Annotated in this window: 20 protein-coding genes; 4 read left to right on the forward strand and 16 right to left on the reverse strand. The window is 35.5% G+C overall.

From position 1 onward, the window contains the following. Positions 1-506: 506 nt before the first annotated feature. From G4D61_RS01775 to G4D61_RS01805, 7 genes are all read right to left on the reverse strand, one after another. Positions 507-620 (reverse strand): GapA-binding peptide SR1P, encoded by a 114-nt coding sequence (locus G4D61_RS01775; protein ID WP_081750051.1) that lies wholly within the window; start codon positions 618-620, stop codon positions 507-509. A gap of 114 nt (positions 621-734) precedes the next feature. Next, positions 735-977 (reverse strand): hypothetical protein, encoded by a 243-nt coding sequence (locus tag G4D61_RS01780; RefSeq protein WP_035356175.1) that lies wholly within the window; start codon positions 975-977, stop codon positions 735-737. A 450-nt stretch (positions 978-1427) separates the two neighbouring features. Then, complete coding sequence (gene lpdA / locus G4D61_RS01785) at positions 1428-2840, reverse strand: dihydrolipoyl dehydrogenase (protein WP_025730173.1); 1413 nt, start codon at positions 2838-2840, stop codon at positions 1428-1430. Positions 2841-2844: 4 nt separating this feature from the next. Continuing rightward, a complete protein-coding gene (locus tag G4D61_RS01790) occupies positions 2845-4149 on the reverse strand; it encodes a dihydrolipoamide acetyltransferase family protein (RefSeq protein ID WP_025730175.1) in 1305 nt (434 codons plus the stop codon). Between the two features lie 88 nt (positions 4150-4237). Further along, complete coding sequence (locus G4D61_RS01795) at positions 4238-5215, reverse strand: alpha-ketoacid dehydrogenase subunit beta (RefSeq protein WP_025730177.1); 978 nt, start codon at positions 5213-5215, stop codon at positions 4238-4240. A 3-nt stretch (positions 5216-5218) separates the two neighbouring features. After that, complete coding sequence (gene pdhA, locus G4D61_RS01800) at positions 5219-6334, reverse strand: pyruvate dehydrogenase (acetyl-transferring) E1 component subunit alpha (RefSeq protein WP_025730179.1); 1116 nt, start codon at positions 6332-6334, stop codon at positions 5219-5221. A gap of 452 nt (positions 6335-6786) precedes the next feature. Next, entirely contained in the window at positions 6787-7557 is a 771-nt protein-coding gene (locus G4D61_RS01805) for a Cof-type HAD-IIB family hydrolase (protein ID WP_025730181.1), read from the reverse strand. A 545-nt stretch (positions 7558-8102) separates the two neighbouring features. Here G4D61_RS01805 and G4D61_RS01810 point away from each other — a divergent pair. The 3 genes from G4D61_RS01810 (at position 8103) to yhfH (ending at position 10807) form a co-directional block, all read left to right on the forward strand. Beyond that, entirely contained in the window at positions 8103-8309 is a 207-nt protein-coding gene (locus G4D61_RS01810) for a DNA-directed RNA polymerase subunit epsilon (RefSeq protein WP_025730183.1), read from the forward strand. 7 nt (positions 8310-8316) lie between these two features. Beyond that, positions 8317-9984, forward strand: a complete 1668-nt coding sequence (gene rnjA / locus G4D61_RS01815; protein WP_025730184.1) for a ribonuclease J1 — start codon at positions 8317-8319, stop codon at positions 9982-9984. Positions 9985-10669: 685 nt separating this feature from the next. Continuing rightward, entirely contained in the window at positions 10670-10807 is a 138-nt protein-coding gene (gene yhfH, locus G4D61_RS01820; RefSeq protein ID WP_081750052.1) for a protein YhfH, read from the forward strand. A 39-nt stretch (positions 10808-10846) separates the two neighbouring features. Here yhfH and G4D61_RS01825 read toward each other — a convergent pair whose 3' ends face one another. From G4D61_RS01825 to G4D61_RS01835, 3 genes are all read right to left on the reverse strand, one after another. Then, the gene (locus G4D61_RS01825; RefSeq protein WP_025730185.1) at positions 10847-11506 is read right to left on the reverse strand and encodes a potassium channel family protein; all 660 of its coding nucleotides are present in this window, start codon (positions 11504-11506) and stop codon (positions 10847-10849) included. 125 nt (positions 11507-11631) lie between these two features. After that, positions 11632-12102 carry a TlpA disulfide reductase family protein gene (locus tag G4D61_RS01830; RefSeq protein WP_163173094.1) on the reverse strand — a complete coding sequence of 157 codons (471 nt, stop codon included), beginning with the start codon at positions 12100-12102 and terminating at the stop codon, positions 11632-11634. Positions 12103-12442: 340 nt separating this feature from the next. Continuing rightward, entirely contained in the window at positions 12443-12985 is a 543-nt protein-coding gene (locus G4D61_RS01835) for a peroxiredoxin (RefSeq protein WP_025730187.1), read from the reverse strand. Positions 12986-13295: 310 nt separating this feature from the next. Between G4D61_RS01835 and G4D61_RS01840 the strand changes: the two genes are divergently transcribed. Continuing rightward, positions 13296-14111, forward strand: coding sequence for a mechanosensitive ion channel family protein (locus G4D61_RS01840; protein ID WP_052137960.1), 816 nt, complete (start codon positions 13296-13298; stop codon positions 14109-14111). Between the two features lie 181 nt (positions 14112-14292). On the opposite strand, the gene G4D61_RS01845 is transcribed toward G4D61_RS01840, so the two are convergent. The 6 genes from G4D61_RS01845 to fadH all read right to left on the reverse strand — a co-directional run bounded on the left by G4D61_RS01845 (position 14293) and on the right by fadH (position 20241). Continuing rightward, positions 14293-15408 (reverse strand): N-acetyldiaminopimelate deacetylase, encoded by a 1116-nt coding sequence (locus G4D61_RS01845; RefSeq protein ID WP_025730191.1) that lies wholly within the window; start codon positions 15406-15408, stop codon positions 14293-14295. Between the two features lie 122 nt (positions 15409-15530). Next, positions 15531-16241 (reverse strand): 2,3,4,5-tetrahydropyridine-2,6-dicarboxylate N-acetyltransferase, encoded by a 711-nt coding sequence (gene dapD, locus G4D61_RS01850; protein WP_025730193.1) that lies wholly within the window; start codon positions 16239-16241, stop codon positions 15531-15533. Between the two features lie 162 nt (positions 16242-16403). Beyond that, positions 16404-17294, reverse strand: coding sequence for a transcriptional regulator CcpC (gene ccpC, locus G4D61_RS01855; protein ID WP_081750054.1), 891 nt, complete (start codon positions 17292-17294; stop codon positions 16404-16406). 689 nt (positions 17295-17983) lie between these two features. Continuing rightward, on the reverse strand, positions 17984-18430 hold the full coding sequence (cbpB, locus tag G4D61_RS01860) for a cyclic-di-AMP-binding protein CbpB (protein ID WP_025731542.1): 447 nt from the start codon (positions 18428-18430) through the stop codon (positions 17984-17986). Positions 18431-18821: 391 nt separating this feature from the next. Further along, positions 18822-19073: a YkuJ family protein gene (locus G4D61_RS01865; protein ID WP_025731541.1), complete on the reverse strand. Its 252-nt coding sequence runs from the start codon at positions 19071-19073 to the stop codon at positions 18822-18824. A gap of 397 nt (positions 19074-19470) precedes the next feature. Beyond that, positions 19471-20241 (reverse strand): 2,4-dienoyl-CoA reductase, encoded by a 771-nt coding sequence (gene fadH / locus G4D61_RS01870; RefSeq protein WP_231473133.1) that lies wholly within the window; start codon positions 20239-20241, stop codon positions 19471-19473. Positions 20242-20277: the final 36 nt, after the last annotated feature.

Here is a 20277-nt window from a genome sequence, read left to right on the forward strand (position 1 = left end):
CAAAACCAGACCAACTTCACACCCTTATTTGAATCAGTTTAGTATGTTGGGTCCACGAGATCGTGTATAAGAAAATGGAATCGATAAGGCACTGTGAAGGCTTCTATGATAGGCAAAAGGAGTAGATTTGTATGAAACATGTCATCGCCTTACGAAAGATTTTATTTTTTATGATTTGCGCAATGCTTATGACAAATTAAAAACGCAACAGAAATTACTGAAAGATACTTGACTAATCGTAAGAAAGAGGATGGGACAAAACTCAATAGCTAAAGACGAACATTGCACAAAGCGGATGCAGGAGGCTCACCAGCCAACCGCGGAAAGCGAAAGATATTCCCGGATCCGGGTTAGAGCGCAATATTCGAGTTTCTTTAGTTAATAACTTTTGTTCCACCTCTTCTTTTCTCCCTTTTCTAAAAAAGCTAATGTCAGTATCTGAAATCGCCTACTCTTAACTTATAGTGCAAAAAAAAAGCGGCTATAAGCCGTTGAGACATTGACCATTATTCTTCCTCTTCGTGCTGACAATGTTCACATGTTGAGTAGAGAACCGTAACCTTTTCATCTTCTACATGTTCGATCGTAGCTTCACATGATTGGCATACAATGATTCCCATTTTAATTTCCCCCTAAAAATAATTTGTAAGCGTTTATATTTATATATTAATACATACTATTTAATTATTCAAGATAAAAAAGTATATTATATTTATTTAATTGTGACATATAATTTATTTTACCATCTCATCTAAAACGATTTGTAGTACGCCGTAAGCAGATAAGCTCGAAGCCGTAATAATCATCGTTCTGCGAAATGATTTAATGATGGACTTAGCTAACAAAAAGGCTAAATAAAAAAACACAATAAATGTAATAACTTTAAACACCATTCGATCCCCTTTTGAAAGCCAAGATGCCAATGTAAAAACGCTCCAAACCATTAATTGAAAAAGAAATGCAACATAGTATTTCATCGTCTCACCCTAAGTTTTTTATTATGAATATAACGAATCTATTCTCCATTAATAAACAAATATGCCCAATTTTACACAATATGATGAATATTTTACGACGATTAGAATCATAATATCTATATTACGAAAACTTAAGAAGATAAAAAGGAATAAACATAAATGATAGGCACCCAAATAACATTGCTTTATTTGTGAATACCCCTTTTACTCAACGTAAAAACATATATTGTCATTTATTATTTGAGCCTTTTAAAAAATGTTTGTTTTTATTAGTCCGTTCTCAAACAAGCTATCTACAGTAAAAGAACCAAAATTTCTACGGGATTAGCAGGATTGCTGAGTCCCCAGCTTCTTCCGCAGAAGCAGCACCCGGACGAAAATCAACTGCCTCTTTTTAATAAAAAGGCTGCAAATTAAAAAAGTGCCCTCGTTGAGGACACTTCATATTGCTTATTTTAAAATGTGAATTGGTGTTCCAAGAGCAACTTCCGATGCTTCCATTGTAATTTCACCTAATGTTGGATGTGCATGGATCGTCATTGCAATATCTTCAGCAGTCATACCTGCCTCAATTGCTAGACCAAGTTCAGAAATGATATCAGATGCACTGACACCTGCTACTTGTGCACCAATTAGTAAGCCATCTTCCTTACGTGTTACCAATTTAACAAAACCATCTGTTTCGTTTAATGCTAATGCACGTCCATTAGCACCGTAAGGGAATTTTGCTGCTACAACATCTAATCCTTCTTCTTTAGCTTGAGCTTCAGTATAACCGACAGTTGCAAGCTCAGGTTCAGAGAACACAACAGCAGGAATACCGATGTAATCAATTTCAGAAGGATGGCCGGCTATTGCCTCAGCAGCGATTTTTCCTTCATATGACGCTTTATGAGCAAGCTGAGGACCTGGCACAATATCACCAATTGCGAAAATATTAGATACACTTGTACGACATTGCTTATCGATCTCGATAACGCCTCTTTCTGTCATCTTCACACCAGCTTGTTCTAATCCCATTTCGTCTGTATTCGGACGGCGACCAATTGTAACTAACACATAGTCTGCTTCAAGTTTTTGTTGTTCACCTTTTGCTTCGTAAGTGACAACGACACCATCTTCTTTTTCTTCTACACCTTTAGCTAATGCTTGTGTAATAACTTGAACACCTTTCTTCTTCAAATTACGGGAAACAATTGATGTCATTTGTTTTTCATAAGCATTACCTAAAATATCTGGAGCGCCCTCTAAAATCGTTACTTCAGTTCCAAAGTTCGCATAAACAGTACCAAGTTCGATTCCGATTACACCGCCACCGATAATCACTAATTTTTTTGGAATTTCTTTTAAATTTAACGCTCCGGTTGAGTTTAAAACTCTTTCTGAATATTTGAAAGTTGGCAATTCAATTGGACGTGAACCAGTTGCGATAATTGCATGCTTAAATGTATAAGTTTGCGCCGAATCTTCCTTAATAACACGTAGAGTATGATCATCATTGAAATAAGCTTCACCTTTTACAATCTCTACTTTATTCCCCTTTAAAAGAGATTCAACTCCGCCTGTCAATTTTTGAACAACGCTTTGTTTCCATGTTTGTACCTTTTCAAAATTAACTGTTACATTTTCAGAAACAATTCCCATATCCTCAGATTGCTTTGCATGCTCATAACGATGAGATGCTGAAATAAGTGCTTTTGATGGTATACAGCCAACATTTAAGCAAACACCACCAATATGCTCTTTTTCTACTATTGTTACTTTTTGTCCTAATTGTGCAGCACGAATTGCTGCAACATATCCCCCTGGACCAGCACCAATGACAATTGTATCTGTTTCAATTGGAAAATCTCCCACTACCATTTTTTTACGCCTCCATTAATAATAGTTCTGGATCGTTTAATAAACGTTTTATATGATTTAACGCATTTTGTGCGGTTGCACCATCAATCATACGGTGATCAAAGCTTAATGATAATGCTAAAACAGGAGCTGCAACAATTTCACCGTTTTTTACAACTGGTTTTTCAGCAATTCTACCAATTCCTAAGATAGCTACCTCAGGATGGTTAATTACAGGTGTAAACCATTGGCCACCAGCAGAACCAATATTCGTAATTGTTGTAGAAGCACCTTTCATTTCGTTTGGTGCTAACTTACCACTGCGTGCTTTATCAGCTAGCTCATTAATTTCTTTTGAAACAGCAAAAACAGATTTTCGATCAGCATGTTTAACAACTGGAACAAGCAAACCTTTTTCAGTATCTGCAGCAATTCCAATATTGTAATAATGCTTTTGAATAATTTCATTTGTTGAGTCATCAATCGATGTATTAAGAACAGGATACTCTCTTAAAGCACTAACAAGAGCTTTCACTACGTACGGCAAGAACGTTAGTTTAATGCCCTTTTCAGCTGCAATTTCTTTAAATTTCTTTCGATGTGCAACTAATGCTGTAACATCCACTTCATCCATGAGCGTTACATGTGGCGCCGTTTGTTTTGAATGAACCATCGCCTTTGCAATAGCCTTTCTGATTGCAGTCATTGGCTCACGTGTTTCAGGGAAATCACCCTCTGGTATAACGACTTGTGGCGCTGCTTTTTCTGCATGTTCAACTGGTGTTTCTGATGTTTCCGGCGTTTTTGTATCACCGTTAACAAAAGCATCAATATCAGCTTTAATGACACGGCCATTATTACCGGAACCAGATACAAGACGAATGTCAACACCCTTTTCGCGAGCATACTTACGAACAGAAGGCATTGCAATTACACGGCGATTTGGATCTGCCGCCTCTTGCTTAGAATCTGCCGTTTCTTTAGCTGCTTCTTCTTTATTCGTTTCAACAGCTACCTCTTGTTTTTCAATCTGTGCTTCTTCCTTTTCTTCACTTGCTCCATGGTTGCCTTTAAATTGCATATTTTCATATCCAGGGGCATCAAATTTCGCAAGCACATCTCCAACAACAGCTACAGTTCCTTCTTCAACTAAAATTTCTTCAACTGTACCTTCTACTGGAGAAGGAATTTCAACAACGGATTTATCATTTTGTACTTCACATAGTACATCATCTTCTTCAACTTTATCGCCAGGCTTAATAAACCATTTAACGATTTCACCTTCATGTATTCCTTCACCGATATCTGGTAATCTAAATTCAAATGACAAGGTGTTCTCACTCCTTTTTGATCATAATCATCTATCACAACAATAAGAAACTTTTTATTGTAGCATGTGAATAGATATGATGTAGCGATTAAAAAGTTAAGACTTTTTTCGCTGTTTCTAAAATGTCTTTATAAGTCGGAATCCAAATACCTTCTGCTTGTGCAAATGGATAGATCGTGTCAGGAGCCGTTACCCGAAGGACTGGTGCCTCCAAGCTTAAAATGGCACGCTCATTAATTTCAGCAATAACATTTGCAGCAATTCCTGCTTGTCTTTGTGCTTCTTGGACTACTATAGCACGATTTGTTTTCTCAACGGAAGCAACAATTGTTTCAACATCCAGCGGACTTACTGTTCGTAAATCAACTACTTCTACAGAATAGCCTTCTTTTTCCAGCTCTTCAGCAGCTTTTAATGATTCATGAACCATCGCACCATAAGCTATGATGGAAAGATCTGTACCTTCTCGTTTAACATCTGCTTTTCCAATAGGTACTGTGTATGCTTCTTCTGGAACTTCCTCACGGAAAGAACGGTACAATTTTAAATGCTCTAAGAACACAACTGGGTCATTATCTCTTATTGAAGAAATTAACAATCCTTTTGCATCATATGGTGTTGAAGGTATAACTACTTTAATACCTGGTGTTTGGGCCATTAACCCTTCCAAGCTGTCAGCATGCATTTCTGGAGTATGTACCCCGCCTCCAAATGGAGAACGAATTGTAATTGGCATATTGATACTGCCGCCCGTACGGAAACGATACCGAGCCATTTGGCCATGAATCGAGTCCATTACCTCAAATACAAAACCGAAAAATTGAATTTCTGGAATAGGACGAAATCCTTGAAGAGCTAAACCAATTGATAATCCACCAATTCCTGATTCAGCTAACGGAGTATCAAATACACGTTCTTCACCAAATTCTTTTTGCAAACCTTCTGTCGCACGGAATACGCCGCCGTTAACGCCAACGTCTTCACCGAATACTAACACATTTTCATCATTTTTTAACTCAGTACGTAATGCGTCAGTGATTGCTTGAATCATTGTCATTTGCGCCATGGCCTATTTCGACTCCTTTGCTTGATAAATTTCATATTGCTCTTGTAATGTATATGGTTGTTCTTCATACACAACAGAGATTAGTTCTGTTACTGTTTGTTTCGATGCTTCATCGGCTTTTTTAATTGCCGCTTTAATATCTTCTTTTGCTTGTGCAATTACTTCATTTTCTTTTTCTTCATTCCATAAACCTTTATCTTCCAAATACTTACGGAAACGAACTAAAGGATCTTTCTTTTCCCATTCGTTATCTAAATCAGAAGTACGGTAACGGGTTGGGTCATCACCACTCATAGTATGTGGGCCAAAACGATAGCATACTGCTTCAATTAATGTTGGACCTTCACCATTAATCGCCCGTTCACGAGCTCTTTTTACAGCAGAATAAACTGCCAATGGATCCATACCATCTACTACAATTCCTGGAATTCCAACAGCAATAGCTTTTTGAGCGATTGTTTTAGCAGCTGTTTGTTTTTCCCGTGGAGTAGAAATTGCAAATTGATTATTTTGCACGATGAAAATAGCAGGCGCTTTATATGCAGCTGCAAAATTCATCCCTTCATAGAAATCTCCTTGTGATGAACCGCCATCACCTGTATATGTAATTGCAACAGATTTTTTACCGCGTTTTTTTAATCCAAGCGCAACACCAGCTGTTTGAACGTATTGAGCACCAATAATAATTTGCGGCGGTAAAATATTTAAATCCTTAATATTTTTCATACCATCAACATGACCACGTGACCATAAAAATGCTTGGTATAATGGTAGTCCATGCCAAACAATTTGTGGTACATCACGATATCCTGGCAAGATAAAATCTTCTTTTTCCAATGCGAAATGTGAAGCAAGTTGTGAAGCTTCTTGTCCTGCCGTTGGCGCATAAAATCCTAATCGGCCTTGACGGTTTAATGAAATTGAGCGTTGATCAAGAATTCGTGTATAGACCATTCTACGCATTAATTCTTGCAATTGCTCGTCTGTCATATCCGGCACTAAGGAATCGTTTACAATTTTTCCTTCTTCATTTAAGATTTGGACCATTTCGAATTGTTCTTCAATCATTTCGAATGTTTTCTTCTCATCGAACACTGTATTCTTTGTTTTTGAAGCCATCGAAGTCACCAATCCTTTCTACATATCTTCATTTAGATGATTATTTCAGTTCTATCATTCATTTTTCCAATACTAAATTAGTCACTATTTTATGAAAATGTCGACAGATTACATAAAACAACAAATACACAAGAAACCGCAATCATTTTCATTTTTCACAAAAAACAGTATATACTGTATTAATAAAATCATCTAACAAAGTGATACAATACTGTTTCTGACATATATAGAGTACCTTAAAATTGGTAAAGCGTCAATTATAAAACCTAACTCAAAAAAATTTTTTAAAGATCATAAACAATCATCTGTAATACTTAGCCTTCAAAACTGTATTATAATAGAATAGACATTAATCTTTTATACCATAACAAGTTCCGCAACTGTCCAATATTTTTCGACAATGACTGCAAATCTAGAAACAAAAAAATCCCGTCTCGCACGGGATTTTTTCTTTATATTAGTTCTAATTTTTTTAGACCATAATAAATTCCGCCATTGTCAACATCTTCAGTTACAAAGCTAGCGCATCCTTTCAGTATGTCAACAGCATTCCCCATTGCTACTCCAGTACCAACTTCTTTAATCATCTCAACATCATTTAGTCCATCTCCAAAAGCATATACATTTTTCATATGAATGCCTAATTTAGAGATCATTTGTTTTATCCCCTCTGCTTTTGAACCACCGTTTGGTAAAACATCCATGGAATATTGGTGCCAACGTACAAAATGAAGATCGGGAAATTTACCTATATATATATCTTCATCTTTTTCTTCGCAAAATAATAACGCTTGATAAATTTCATTATGTAAATAAAAAGATGGATCGTATGCAGGATGAGGAAACTTTAAGCTAGCGATCCCCTCTTCAATATGAGGATGGTACTCCACATTCGCTTTCATAGTTTTTTCTGTTAAGTATACAAGTGGATGACCGTTTTTATTTGCTAATTCCGTTAAGGCCTTTTGTGCTTCAATTAAAAGTGGATTCTTATATATCAATTCATTTTCGAACACTACAAACTGACCGTTAAAACTAACATATGAATCAATCTCCAACTCCTTGCGAATATGTTCAAACATAAAAGGGGTACGACCTGTTGCAATGGCTACATATACTCCATTGCTTTTCAACTCTTTAATTGCCTTTTTTGTAGAATCCGGAATATTTTTATGATGATCAAGCAATGTACCATCAATATCAAAAAATACGATGTCTTTCATTTTATCTAAACTCCATTCTTTACTACTTATATTTCACAATGTTAACATTTCCTCTCCTCAATCGTAAATTACTTTCATCTTAAATATTCGTCATTTCCACATTTTTCCTCGATAATAAAAAATTCTTTTGCATATAATATAAGACAAGATCTACTGGCCGCCTTTACTTTATCCGATAATTTATTACAATAGAAGTAGGGAGATGATCTCCATGTTAAAAAAGCTAAAAAAGAAGCTTTTAAAACAATGGAAAGATCTATTAAGAAAAAAAACAATTGCATAACCATTGGAATCCCTCTTTGTGAGGGATTATTCTTTATCTAATTATCTTTTTATTTTAGTAAGTTCACCCATTAAAATGAAATCAGCATACTCTAATAGTATTTACTAACAATATACTTGATTGATACCGGGTGAAAGATTTAAAAAATCAAATAAATATATGGATAAATATTAATTTACATGAAAAAGTTGTTATATGTAGTTATCTTTTTATATAATAGAAAAAGTTACTATTGAAAACGGAGTAAGGAGAGAGATAAAACATGATCTATAAAGTTTATTATCAAGACAGTTTATATGAAGTACCTGTACGAGAAAATACAAAAGCTTTTTATATTGAAGCTGAATCTGAAAGAGAAGTACGCCAAAAATTAAAAAACCGCGCAATTAATATCGAGTATATTCAATTATTAGAAGGAAAATATCTCGAATATGAAAAACAACAAGAAAATTTTAAATTAGTGGAGTAGTAACTATATGAAATTTGTTAAAAATGATCAAACAGCTGTTTTCGCTTTAGGCGGACTGGGCGAAATCGGCAAAAATACTTATGGCGTACAATTTCAAGATGAAATCATTCTGATTGATGCTGGGATCAAATTTCCTGAAGATGAGTTGTTAGGAATTGATTATGTAATTCCTGATTATACTTATTTAGTTAAAAATGTTGATAAAATTAAAGGGCTATTTATTACCCATGGTCATGAAGATCATATCGGTGGTATCCCTTATTTACTACGACAAATCAACATTCCTATTTACGGTGGCAAATTAGCACTTGGCTTAATTAGAAATAAATTAGAAGAACACGGCTTATTACGACAAACACAATTAATAGAAATTCAAGAAGATGATATCATTAAATTTAGAAAAACATCAGTGACCTTCTTTAGGACAACCCACAGTATTCCTGATTCTTACGGAATTGTTGTCAAAACACCTCCTGGAAATATTGTTCATACAGGAGACTTTAAGTTTGATTTTACCCCTGTTGGGGAGCCTGCCAACTTAACGAAAATGGCTGAGATTGGAAAAGACGGTGTTCTTTGCCTCTTGTCTGATAGTACAAATAGTGAAGTTCCTAATTTCACAATGTCTGAACGTCGAGTAGGCGAAAGTATTCAAGATATTTTTCGAAAAGTTGACGGAAGAATTATATTTGCAACCTTTGCATCAAACATACATCGTCTCCAACAAGTAACAGAAGCTGCTGTTCAAACAGGAAGAAAAATTGCTGTTTTTGGACGTAGCATGGAAGCAGCGATTGAAATCGGACATGATCTCGGCTATATTCGTTGCCCAAAAGACACTTTTGTTGATACACAACAATTGAATCGTCTTCCGGCCAATCAAGTAACCATTCTTTGTACTGGTAGCCAAGGCGAACCAATGGCTGCTTTATCTAGAATCGCAAATGGCACACACCGTCAAATTCAAATTCAGCCCGGGGATACTGTTGTCTTTTCTTCTTCTCCAATTCCAGGGAATACAACGAGTATTAATCGAACGATTAATCTACTTTATCGTGCTGGAGCAGATGTTATTAGCGGTCCATTAAATAATATCCATACTTCTGGACATGGTGGTCAAGAAGAACAGAAATTGATGTTGCGTTTAATCAAACCTAAGTTTTTCATGCCAATTCATGGTGAATATCGCATGCAAAAGACTCATGCACAATTAGCAAATGACTGCGGTGTTCCTGAAGAAAACTGTTTTATTATGGATAATGGTGAAGTACTTGCTTTAAGCAGTGATAAAGCACAAGTAGCAGGTAAAATCCCTTCTGGCTCTGTTTATATAGATGGAAATGGAATCGGTGATATTGGAAATATCGTACTGCGTGATCGTCGAATTCTTTCAGAAGAAGGACTTGTCATCGTGGTTGTAGCTATTGACATGAATGAATTTAAAATTGCTTCTGGTCCAGATATTATTTCACGAGGTTTCGTATACATGCGTGAATCCGGTGATTTAATTAACGAAGCACAATCGATTATTGCAAAACATCTAAACGTTGTAATGGAACGAAAAACAACTCAATGGACAGAAATTAAGAATGAAATTACTGACACACTTGCACCATTTTTATACGAAAAAACAAAGCGCCGACCAATGATTATGCCAATCATTATGGAGGTTTAATAAGATATTTATGTAAATCATACAGACTGTAAACAAGCTCCGTTAACATGGATCGATTGTTTACAGTCTTTTTTGGCTGTTTTCGTTAACTTTGTTGCTTTTTCATCCTTTAAGCTAGACTCCCCTCCCTCTATTTAAGATAAAAGGTAAAATGTAGAGATCAAAATGAAGCTTGAATTAAGGACGAAGTTCAGAATGTCATTACTTTTAACCTCGTTCTTGCAAAAAAGAGTCTGTTGTATAACATTTTCATATTTATTTTGCTGGAGACGCAAATAGACGGATACAAATCCTTGGAAGAAAGTAATTTTCAAGTATAAAAGCTGGGCTCTTTTCTAAAGATGTTGTTTAGGGAGAGGTGATTTCGATCCAAAATGCTGAGCCTCCGTCGCTGTGCACTACACCCCTGTAATTCTCACCTATTCCGCTTTTCTCACAGGAGCCTTAATCTCCCTGTATCGGTTCACCAAAACAGCAACCATATTTATCAGATAAAGCAAAAAATTACGGATAATCTAAAAAAGTACTGTACAAAAACAAAAAAACCGTATATACTGTATTATAACAACAAATCATAAATAATGTCTGTTGTATAAAACAAAATGTTTCTAATCTCACTTATCCAATACAATCATCCCATCTGTTTTATAACAACAGAAACTATCTTTTAAGGAGAGGATTTATAATGAATATCACTAGCCCAGTTGAGTTTTTTAAAACTTTGCCACCAAAGCAATGTCCAGAATGCGGTCAAGTAATTGAAGAACAAGCTGAATCTTACTTAATGGAATGTGATCATTGTCTATCTAAAAAAACAGAGTAAATATAATAAAACAGGAGGAATTATGTCCTCCTGTTTTATTTACTGCAAATCTTGTTCAAATCGATTGATAGCTTCATCCGCTCCAATAATAATTAATGTATCTCCAGCTTGAATAACGTCCTGAGCGCTTGGAGAAATTATTATGTTTTCTTTATTCCTTTTTATAGCAACAATTGTAACCCCATATTTTGCGCGAACATTTAAATCTAAAAGTGAATTACCAGCCATTTCTGTCGTTGAAGCAACCTCAGCAATACTAAACTCTTCAGACAACTCCAAGTAGTCTAGTATATTATTCGAGATCATATGATGTGCAATTCTTTTTGCCATATCTCTTTCAGGATGAACAACGTGAGTAGCACCGATTTTTAGCAATACTTTCTCATGTAAATCATTTTGCGCTTTCACCGTAATCGTTTTAACACCTAATTCTTTTAAAATAATTGTTGTTAATATACTCCCTTGTATATCTTCACCAATCGCAACGATAACATGTTCAAAATTTCGGACACCTAATTTTCTCATGACTGTCTCATCCGTTGTATCAGCAATTACCGCCTGAGTCGCAATTTGAGCAAACTCATTAACTCTATCCTCATCTCTATCAATAGCTAAAACATCCATACCAGCGTCAATCAATTCCCGACATACACTACCACCGAACCGCCCTAAACCAATCACAGTAAATTCTTTCTTCATCTCAAATTCCCCATCCTATGAACTTAACATTTTTAATACCATTATTCTAACATAGATCTTTGCATATTTTGGAAGAAGACTCTTTTTAAGGATTGCTGTTTTTTATTTGTTCATGTTTAACTTCATTAGCTTTTATAAAATGAACTGATCTCTTTCATTTCTTTCAATATAAGATGAAGCTGCTTTTCAAGCAGATGTAAACCGCTTCCTCCTGTTTGCATATGTCGCAGTCTTCCGTTTTCGTCAAATAGATAGTAAGAAGGAACATACATATTTTCAAATGCATCTGCTAACCGATGCTCATTATCAATATAAATTGGTTGTGTCATCCCGTAATCTTTTGCAATCAATTTTACGATTTCAATATCAAGATCATTTTCAGATCGTGGCATATGTACACCAACAACATTTAATTGTTGTTTATATTGATCACGGAATTTATTTAGTTCCGGCATTGCCTTTTTACAAATATGGCAGCTGATCGCCCAAAAATGAATCAATGTCGGCCTTACGCCAATTAACTCATCTCTCGTAACTTCTTGATTAACCCATTCTGTTGCATTTGCCAATTCAGGCATTTTTTCATTAAGCTTCATAATCCCCCTCCTTACTATATCTCTCTATCGTTTACATTAACCTAAATACACAAAAATAAATAACATTTTTTCTGAAACTAATTGGTAAGAAAATCACCTGCTCGCTTTTGATGACCGTTCATAAAACTAATCTGAGCGGAAGGATGCAAAACTCCTGCGGGATTAGCGAAATTGCTGAGACCCCGTAGGCGGACAGCGCCGAGGAGGCTCAGCTTTCGCCCGCGGAAAGCGACATCCCGGAGCAAAACCACTTCATCCTTTTCCTAAACTTTATTGAAAGCAGCCTAAATAAAAGACCTAACCGAATTCGGTAGGTCCTTACAAATAAAAAGATTCAGGATTAAAGTGTAGCTTGACCAGGCTTCCAGTTGACAGGGCAAAGTCCACCAGTTTGAAGAGCTTGAAGTACACGAAGAGTTTCTTCTACACTGCGGCCAATATTATTATGATTCACAACTTGATACATTAATTCTCCATCCGGATTAATAATAAATAAGCCGCGGAGTGCTACGCCTTCCTCTTCAATAAGAACCCCATAGTCACGAGAAACTTTATGGTTATGATCGGCAGCTAAAGGATAGTTAAGTTCGCCAATTCCGCCTTCTTTACGATCCGTTTTAATCCAAGCTAAATGAGTATGAATAGTATCAGTTGACACCCCAATTACTTCTGCATCTAACTTTTCAAAATCTGCGTAACTGTCAGACATAGCAGTAATTTCAGTTGGACAAACAAAAGTAAAATCCATTGGATAGAAGAAAAGAACCGTCCATTTGTTATTTTTCATGTTCTCTTCCAAGCTTACTTTACCAAATTCTTTATTAGGTAAAACAGCTTCCATTTCGAAACGTGGCGCTTGCTTCCCTACTAAACGTTCAGTCATTCACAATCCCTCCCAATAATATAGGATCTTTTTCAATTGAAAACGCAATAAATCTATTCTCAATTACTATGTACGTTAAAATTATTATAATAAACCACATATCGAGAGTCAAACGATCGCATTTAGATTTAGCCTATTAAAACTTATTATTATCTAACAACGCCAATAACTGTATCAATGCGCGGAAAAATAATATTTTTAAGCAGAAGTTATTTTGAAATATGATTTTAATCTACATTTAAAGTTTAACCAACTTATTGGCGTGTTAAAATTAGAATAACGATTATTTAAAATCATTAGGAGGTTTATTTTGGATAAAGTTTTAAATGATTTCACAAATAAGGATGAGATTCTTAACATCTTTTATGAAGCAGGTACGGTTATCGTACGATTGATTATTATTTATGTACTTTACTTAATTATTAAGGCAGTTGGGCATAAAATGATTCATACTATTTTCGAACGCTATCAAGCACGAGAAAAAGTATCATCCTCACGTGCAAAAACATTGGAAAAGCTTATTAAGAATACTATTGACTACATTCTCCTCTTTATTATTATTGTTACAGCCTTGCAAATGATAGGAATTCACGTTACAGCAATATTGGCCGGTGCAGGAATCATTGGCTTAGCAATAGGGTTTGGAGCTCAGGGATTGGTCAGTGACGTTGTAACAGGATTCTTTTTATTATTAGAAAAGCAAGTAGATGTTGATGACTATATTACGACAGGTAATTTTTCAGGCATTGTCGAGCAAATGGGATTACGCACAACACAAATACGGGATTTCGATGGAACATTGCATTTTATTCCTAATCGCCAAATCATTACTTTAAGCAATCATTCTCGGGGCAATATGCGTGCTCTCGTAGATATTTCTATAAGTAATGAAGAAGATCCTGATAAAATGATTGATATCATCCAAACTGCTTGTATAGAAGCTGTAAAAGGAAACTTAGATGTAGTAGAAGGTCCAAATGTAGTTGGGGTTGAAGCATTTGATAGTAAAGAAATTGTTATTCGTGTACTTGCAAAAACAAAAAATGGAAAACAATGGGAAGTTGAAAGAATCTTGAAAAAGGCAATTGCAAATGTGTTAACAAAACGCGTAAAAGAAAGCAATTAAAATGAAAAAAGAAGAAGGCTTAAGGACTGTGAAAAGCTCCTTATAGCCTTCTTTTTTCATTCTGTTTAAATGAAGCTGTAAAATAAAACTGTCCTTAAAGTTGATTAAAGCGTAAAAGGTGAGCTTTCGGACCCGCACGCGGAAAACAAAATAAACTATTGTTTTTTTATAGGCCTTTGTATTAAAGCGTACAAATATAATCAGTCATAAGAGATACAGCCACTTCAATTGCTTCTTCGTTTGGTGACAGTTTAGCATGGTGAAGCCCAAATGGGGAATCAACCCCAAGCCAAAACATGAACCCTGGTATTTCTTTTAACATATAACCGAAATCTTCACCTGTCATTGCTTCCTTACATACAAACAAATTGGCATGTTTGTACTTTTCTACAAAATCCATAAATGCTTTCGTTGGCTCATGATGATTATATACTTGATAATAATTGCAACCATAGTCAATAGAAGCTTCGCATTCAAATGAGACTGCAATGCCTTTAACGACATTTTCAATTCGCTTTTTAACTAGCTCCATACCTTCTGCAGATAATGTGCGAATCGTTCCTTCTAATCTTGCTTGTTCTGCAATAATGTTTTGAACAGTCCCTCCTGTTATTTTTCCAATTGTAATAACAGCACTATCAAGTGGATCAACATTGCGAGAAATAATCGTTTGCAATTGCGTTACTAAATGAGCTGCTGCCACCACCATATCCTTAGTTAACTGTGGATATGCGGCATGTCCACCTTTTCCTCGTAAATCAATAAACAGCTCTGAAGTATTAGCAAACAACAATCCTTCCTTTACTGCAATCGTACCTACTGGATATTCTGGAGCAATATGAAGCCCCATGATCATATCAGGCTTCCAATCACCAACTAATACTTCTTCCAACATTGCTTCCGCCCCTCCAGGCCCTTCTTCAGCTGGTTGGAAAATAAACAGCAAATCATCTTGAATTGGATGATCTGCAAAGTAGGTTAAAATACCAAGGGCAATTGTCATATGAAAATCATGACCACATGCATGCATTTTCCCCTCATGTTCGGAATGGAAATCTAGTCCTGTCTGCTCTTCAATAGGTAAACCATCAATATCTGTACGATAACCTATTAATTTTTTCGCATTGGTTCCTTTTATTTTTACAAGGATCCCCGTCTTCCATGTTTTTATTTGCAATCTTTCTTGCGGAAGTAAAGAAAGATAATTCATTATATAGGCCTGTGTTTTAAATTCTTGATACCCTAACTCAGGTATTCGATGTAAATCTCGCCTTATTTGAGTTAAATCCACCGCCATCACAACGTCCTCCTCTATCGTAAAAGGGTCGGGCATCACATTTCATATTTCAAAATATCTATCCAATAGGTATTTCGAGATATAAAACATAGCGCCAGACCCTTTTAAAAACAAGATTTTAATTATAAGTTTCGAAGTTCCTGTTTAATTTCAATTTTTGACTTTGTTTTTTCATCAATTTCTTTGATAACTTTTGCAGGAACTCCAGCTACAACTGTATTAGGTGGAACATCACTTACAACAATTGCACCAGCAGCAACTACAGCACCTTTCCCAACTGTAACACCTTCAAGAATAACAGCATTGGCACCTACTAATACATTATCTTCAATAATAACTGGTTTTGCAGAAGGCGGTTCTACAACACCAGCTAATACAGCACCGGCACCAATATGGCAGTTTTTCCCTACTGTTGCTCTTCCACCAAGTACAGCATTCATGTCAATCATCGTACCTTCACCAATCACTGATCCAATGTTGATGGAAGCTCCCATCATGATAACAGCATTATCTCCTATTTCAACTTGATCACGAATAATAGCACCTGGCTCAATACGTGCATTTACCCCTTTTAAATCAAGCAAAGGTATCGCAGAATGGCGGCGATCATTTTCAACAACATAATCTTCAATTTTGTCTTTATGCGCTTCAATTGCTGCTGAAATTTCTGACCATTCACCGAAGATGGTTCCAACGTTACCATTGATAAAAGCATGAGCACTTTCTCCAAAATCAATCCCTTGTAATTGCCCTTTTACATACACTTTTACGGGAGTTGATTTCTTACTATTTGCAATAAATGAAATAATTTCGTTTGCATCCATCATTTTCATATGTATACCTCCATCTAAAATATATATGAATAAGATGAGGAGTCGACAATCTTTAATTAGCTTCACTTAAAGAATTGTTCTTCACCTTATTTTGACAAATTAAGCCATTATACTACTGCATTTACTTTAACAGACAAGTCTTTTATATACAAGTATGAATCATTAAATTACATGGGGATTCATAGCAACAAATTCATTGACTACATCAAGAAAAGCTTGGACTTGTTTTAATTCAAAAGCTGCATCATAGCCAAGCATCCATGTGTCTCTTTTTAATAGTTGACCGTGCTCATCTTTTAATGGAATTTTATAAAGATTTTTTACATCAGCATCATTTAATGTAATAGCCGGCAAAATAGCGTAGCCAATTCCGTTAAAAGCCATTTGTTTACAAGTTTCAATCTGATCAACGACAATAGTTCTTTTTGGGGATGATTGAAATTCACGATGCCACCAATCTTGAATTTCTTGATAATAATTTGAGTCGCTTTTAAATTGGATATATGGACGATCAGTATGTAGGACTTCACCAATTTCTTGAATTTCTTTATCCACTAAATATAGAGGATCTTCAAAAAGGTGAAGCTTTGGTCCTTTCCAATCAGTTGATCCACGAACGATTCCAATATGTACTTCATCATCATAAATAGATTTCATAATCTCACTGCTCCAACCAGTGATTAAAGAAATTTTCGCATGTGGATACTGTTGGACGAATTTTTTTAAAACTTTTGGAAGCCAATTTTGCCCAACGATTGTTGCACAAGCAATTTTTAACGTTCCATGTATTTTTGAATCCAACGTATTAATTTGCTCTCGAACCTTTTCTTCTTTATCAAGAATTTCATTTGCAAATTGAATCACTAACTCACCTGAAGGAGTTATCGTCAGTCCTTTTTGGGTTCTAAGAAAAAGCTGTGTACCCCAATGTTTCTCAATTGTTTGTAATCTTTGTGAAAGCGCAGGTTGAGAAACAAAAAGACGTTCTGCCGCTTTCCTCATATTCAACTCTTGCGCTAATACTGAAAGTAATTGAAACTCTGAAAAAGCCATAATACCCCTCTATAAGTTTTTCTTATTATTATACACGAAGAAGTCAAGAGATTTCTATTCATCCATGCAACTTTAAATTTAAATGATTATAAAGAACTGATCAGAGCAGACTCCTGCGGGATAAGCGAAATTGCTGAGACCCCGCAGACGGACAGCGTCGAGGAGGCTCAGCTTTCGCCCGCGGAAAGCGAGCTTCCTCGAGCGGAAATCAACCTCTTGTTTTACGAAAAAACAACAAGTATACAAGAACAGCCGTTTTAAAAATTTTCACTTTTTAAAAGAAGCTACCCCCTTGATTATAAAGATGATTAGAGCGGAAGGATGTGAGACTCCTGCGGGATAAGCGAAATTGCTGAGACCCCAAAGACGGACAGCGTCGAGGAGGCTCAGCTTTCGCCCGCGGAAAGCGAGCATCCTGGAGCAGAAAGCAACCTCTTGTTTTACGAAAAAACAACAAGTATACAAGAACAGCCGTTTTAAAAATTTTCACTTTTTAAAAGAAGCTGCCCCTTGATTATAAAGATGATTAGAGCGGAAGGATGTGAGACTCCTGCGGGATAAGCGAAATTGCTGAGACCCCGCAGACGGACAGCGTCGAGGAGGCTCAGCTTTCGCCCGCGGAAAGCGAGCATCCTGGAGCGGAAATCAACTACTGCTTTTTATAAAAAAACAGCCCTATAAAGAGGCTGTTAAAAATGATTGAGTTTATGCACATGATGGTTTAATTCTTTTAGCAAAGTCCTCCTCGTAAAAATTCCTGCAAAAAACCCGTCCTGATCTTCTACACATAAAAACGGATGATCAATTAACAATCCTAAAGCTTTCTCGAAGTTATCATTAATCTGTATACGAGGTATATTTTTATTCATTACATCTTCTACTTTTTTATCAGTTAATTTTTCAAATTCAATCCGTTCCAAACCTAAAATTGAATCGGTAATTAATGCTGAACTAATAAGTCCATGTAATTTATATTGCGGATCTAAAACAGGAATAGATGAATATCCGCTTTTTGTCAGCACTAACAAAGCATGTTCTAAACTGTTGCTCATTTGTACATGGGCAACTTTTTCAGATGGAATCATAAAATCAATAATTTTCGGTTCAAGAAATTCATGGCTTTGTAAGGAAATCATGAAATTCCTCCATTCTTAATTGAATTTTGTATGTTCAAAACCCTTCTAAGATGAAGTATCAAATCAAACAATTCAATAAAATCTTTGTGTATATCCCTTTATATTTTATCATAGTACACTTAGGAATGGTTCCAATTTATATCATCTGTATTGTAACAATGATTAAAATCATTTTCTACTCTATATATAATAAACTTATATTTACAAATATTTTATAAAAACTAATTCTGCCGCTTTACATCAAAAGATTAAAAAACAACCATAAATAGCTATTTTCGTAACAATTTGCTGTTTAAAGAAACTAGATGTTGTCTCTTTAAATTTTCATAAATGAACCTGATTGAATCCTTTAAAAAAGAGCTTAAAAAAAGAGCCAATACGGCCCCTTCTATTAAGCATTACTTCCTTCTTGAACGATATCAAAAATTTCAATTGCAGTAATATCAATATCATCAAATTGGTACTTATTTGAATGCTTTTTATCATCGAATACTTCTAGCTCATAAGTATTTGTCGCAGGGAAAAATTTAACTTGGCATAGCGTTTTTCCATTTACTTCAAAACGCCTTTGCTGCACTTCACCTGAATCCTTTACTTCTTGCATTGCTTGTAATCTTTGAATAATACCTAAAAGTTGAGACATAATGAACTCCTTTCAAAAGCAAATAAAATGATGAATTCGAAATCATTTCTTTAACGATTTACAAAATATAATTTACATATGCAATCCTCTCACATTTTACATGTCGAAACAATAACGAATATTTCTTGTCCCCAAAAGGAATTGTACAGTAATAATTCCACTTAGGAAACCCACTGTCGACATTTTATTACATATTTTTTTCTATTCCATCCACTTTAAGTTATTCTTTATCATATGTTAACGTTTTACTCCATATTATTGTTCCCGTTTTATTTTACAAAAAACTTTCTACTTCAAATGTAGAAAGTTTTTGTATTCAAGTATATATGATTGTTGACTTTTGTACATAAACATTGATGCGCTGTTTACATTATTTTTAAATAACTTGAATGAACACTTAAAATGGATGTTGGTTCAACCACTGTCCACCATCCATCGTCACAACTTCACCATTCATGTAAGCCGCATGTTCAGAGAGGAGAAAATAGGCAAGCTCTGCTATTTCTTCTGGATGGCCTAATCTGCCGAGTGGAACACTGCTTAGCGTCCTTTTAGCAGCTTCTTCAGATGTCCATAATTTACTTGCACCACCTGTTCTTTCAATTGGACCTGGAGCGATTGCATTAACAGTGATACCGTATTTGCTACCCCACTCAACAGCTAATGTTCTTGTAAGCGATAAAACTCCTGCCTTTGCTGCTGCTGAATGAACAACCCCTGCACCAGCACCCCAAGCATATGTCGCAACCATATTGATAATCCGCCCTTTAATATGATGTTTAATCCAATAGTTTCCAACGGCACGTGAACAGTAAAACGTTCCATTGAGGACAATATTAATGACGGAATTCCAACCGTTAATAGATAGTGTTTCTGCTGGACATATAAAGTTCCCTGCAGCATTGTTCACTAAAAAATCAACTGTTCCAAATGATTCAACTGTCTGTTCTAACATCTTTTCAACATCATCAGGATTTCTTACATCCATTTGGATCGCTAAAATTGAAGGGGATTCAGCCCCTAATTCCCTCTTTGCCCTTTCCAGCTTGTCTTGATCTCTTCCAGTAATGACAATTTTCGCCCCAGCATTTACAAATCTTTTTGCCATATATTTTCCCATTCCATTTGAACCGCCAGTGATAATCACCACTTTATTTTTCACATAAATCCCCCTCTTCGTGAATGAATAACCATTCATTTTTTT

Origin of the sequence: Heyndrickxia ginsengihumi, from assembly GCF_011008565.1 — a bacterium.
Lineage (GTDB): Bacteria > Bacillota > Bacilli > Bacillales > Bacillaceae_C > Weizmannia > Weizmannia ginsengihumi.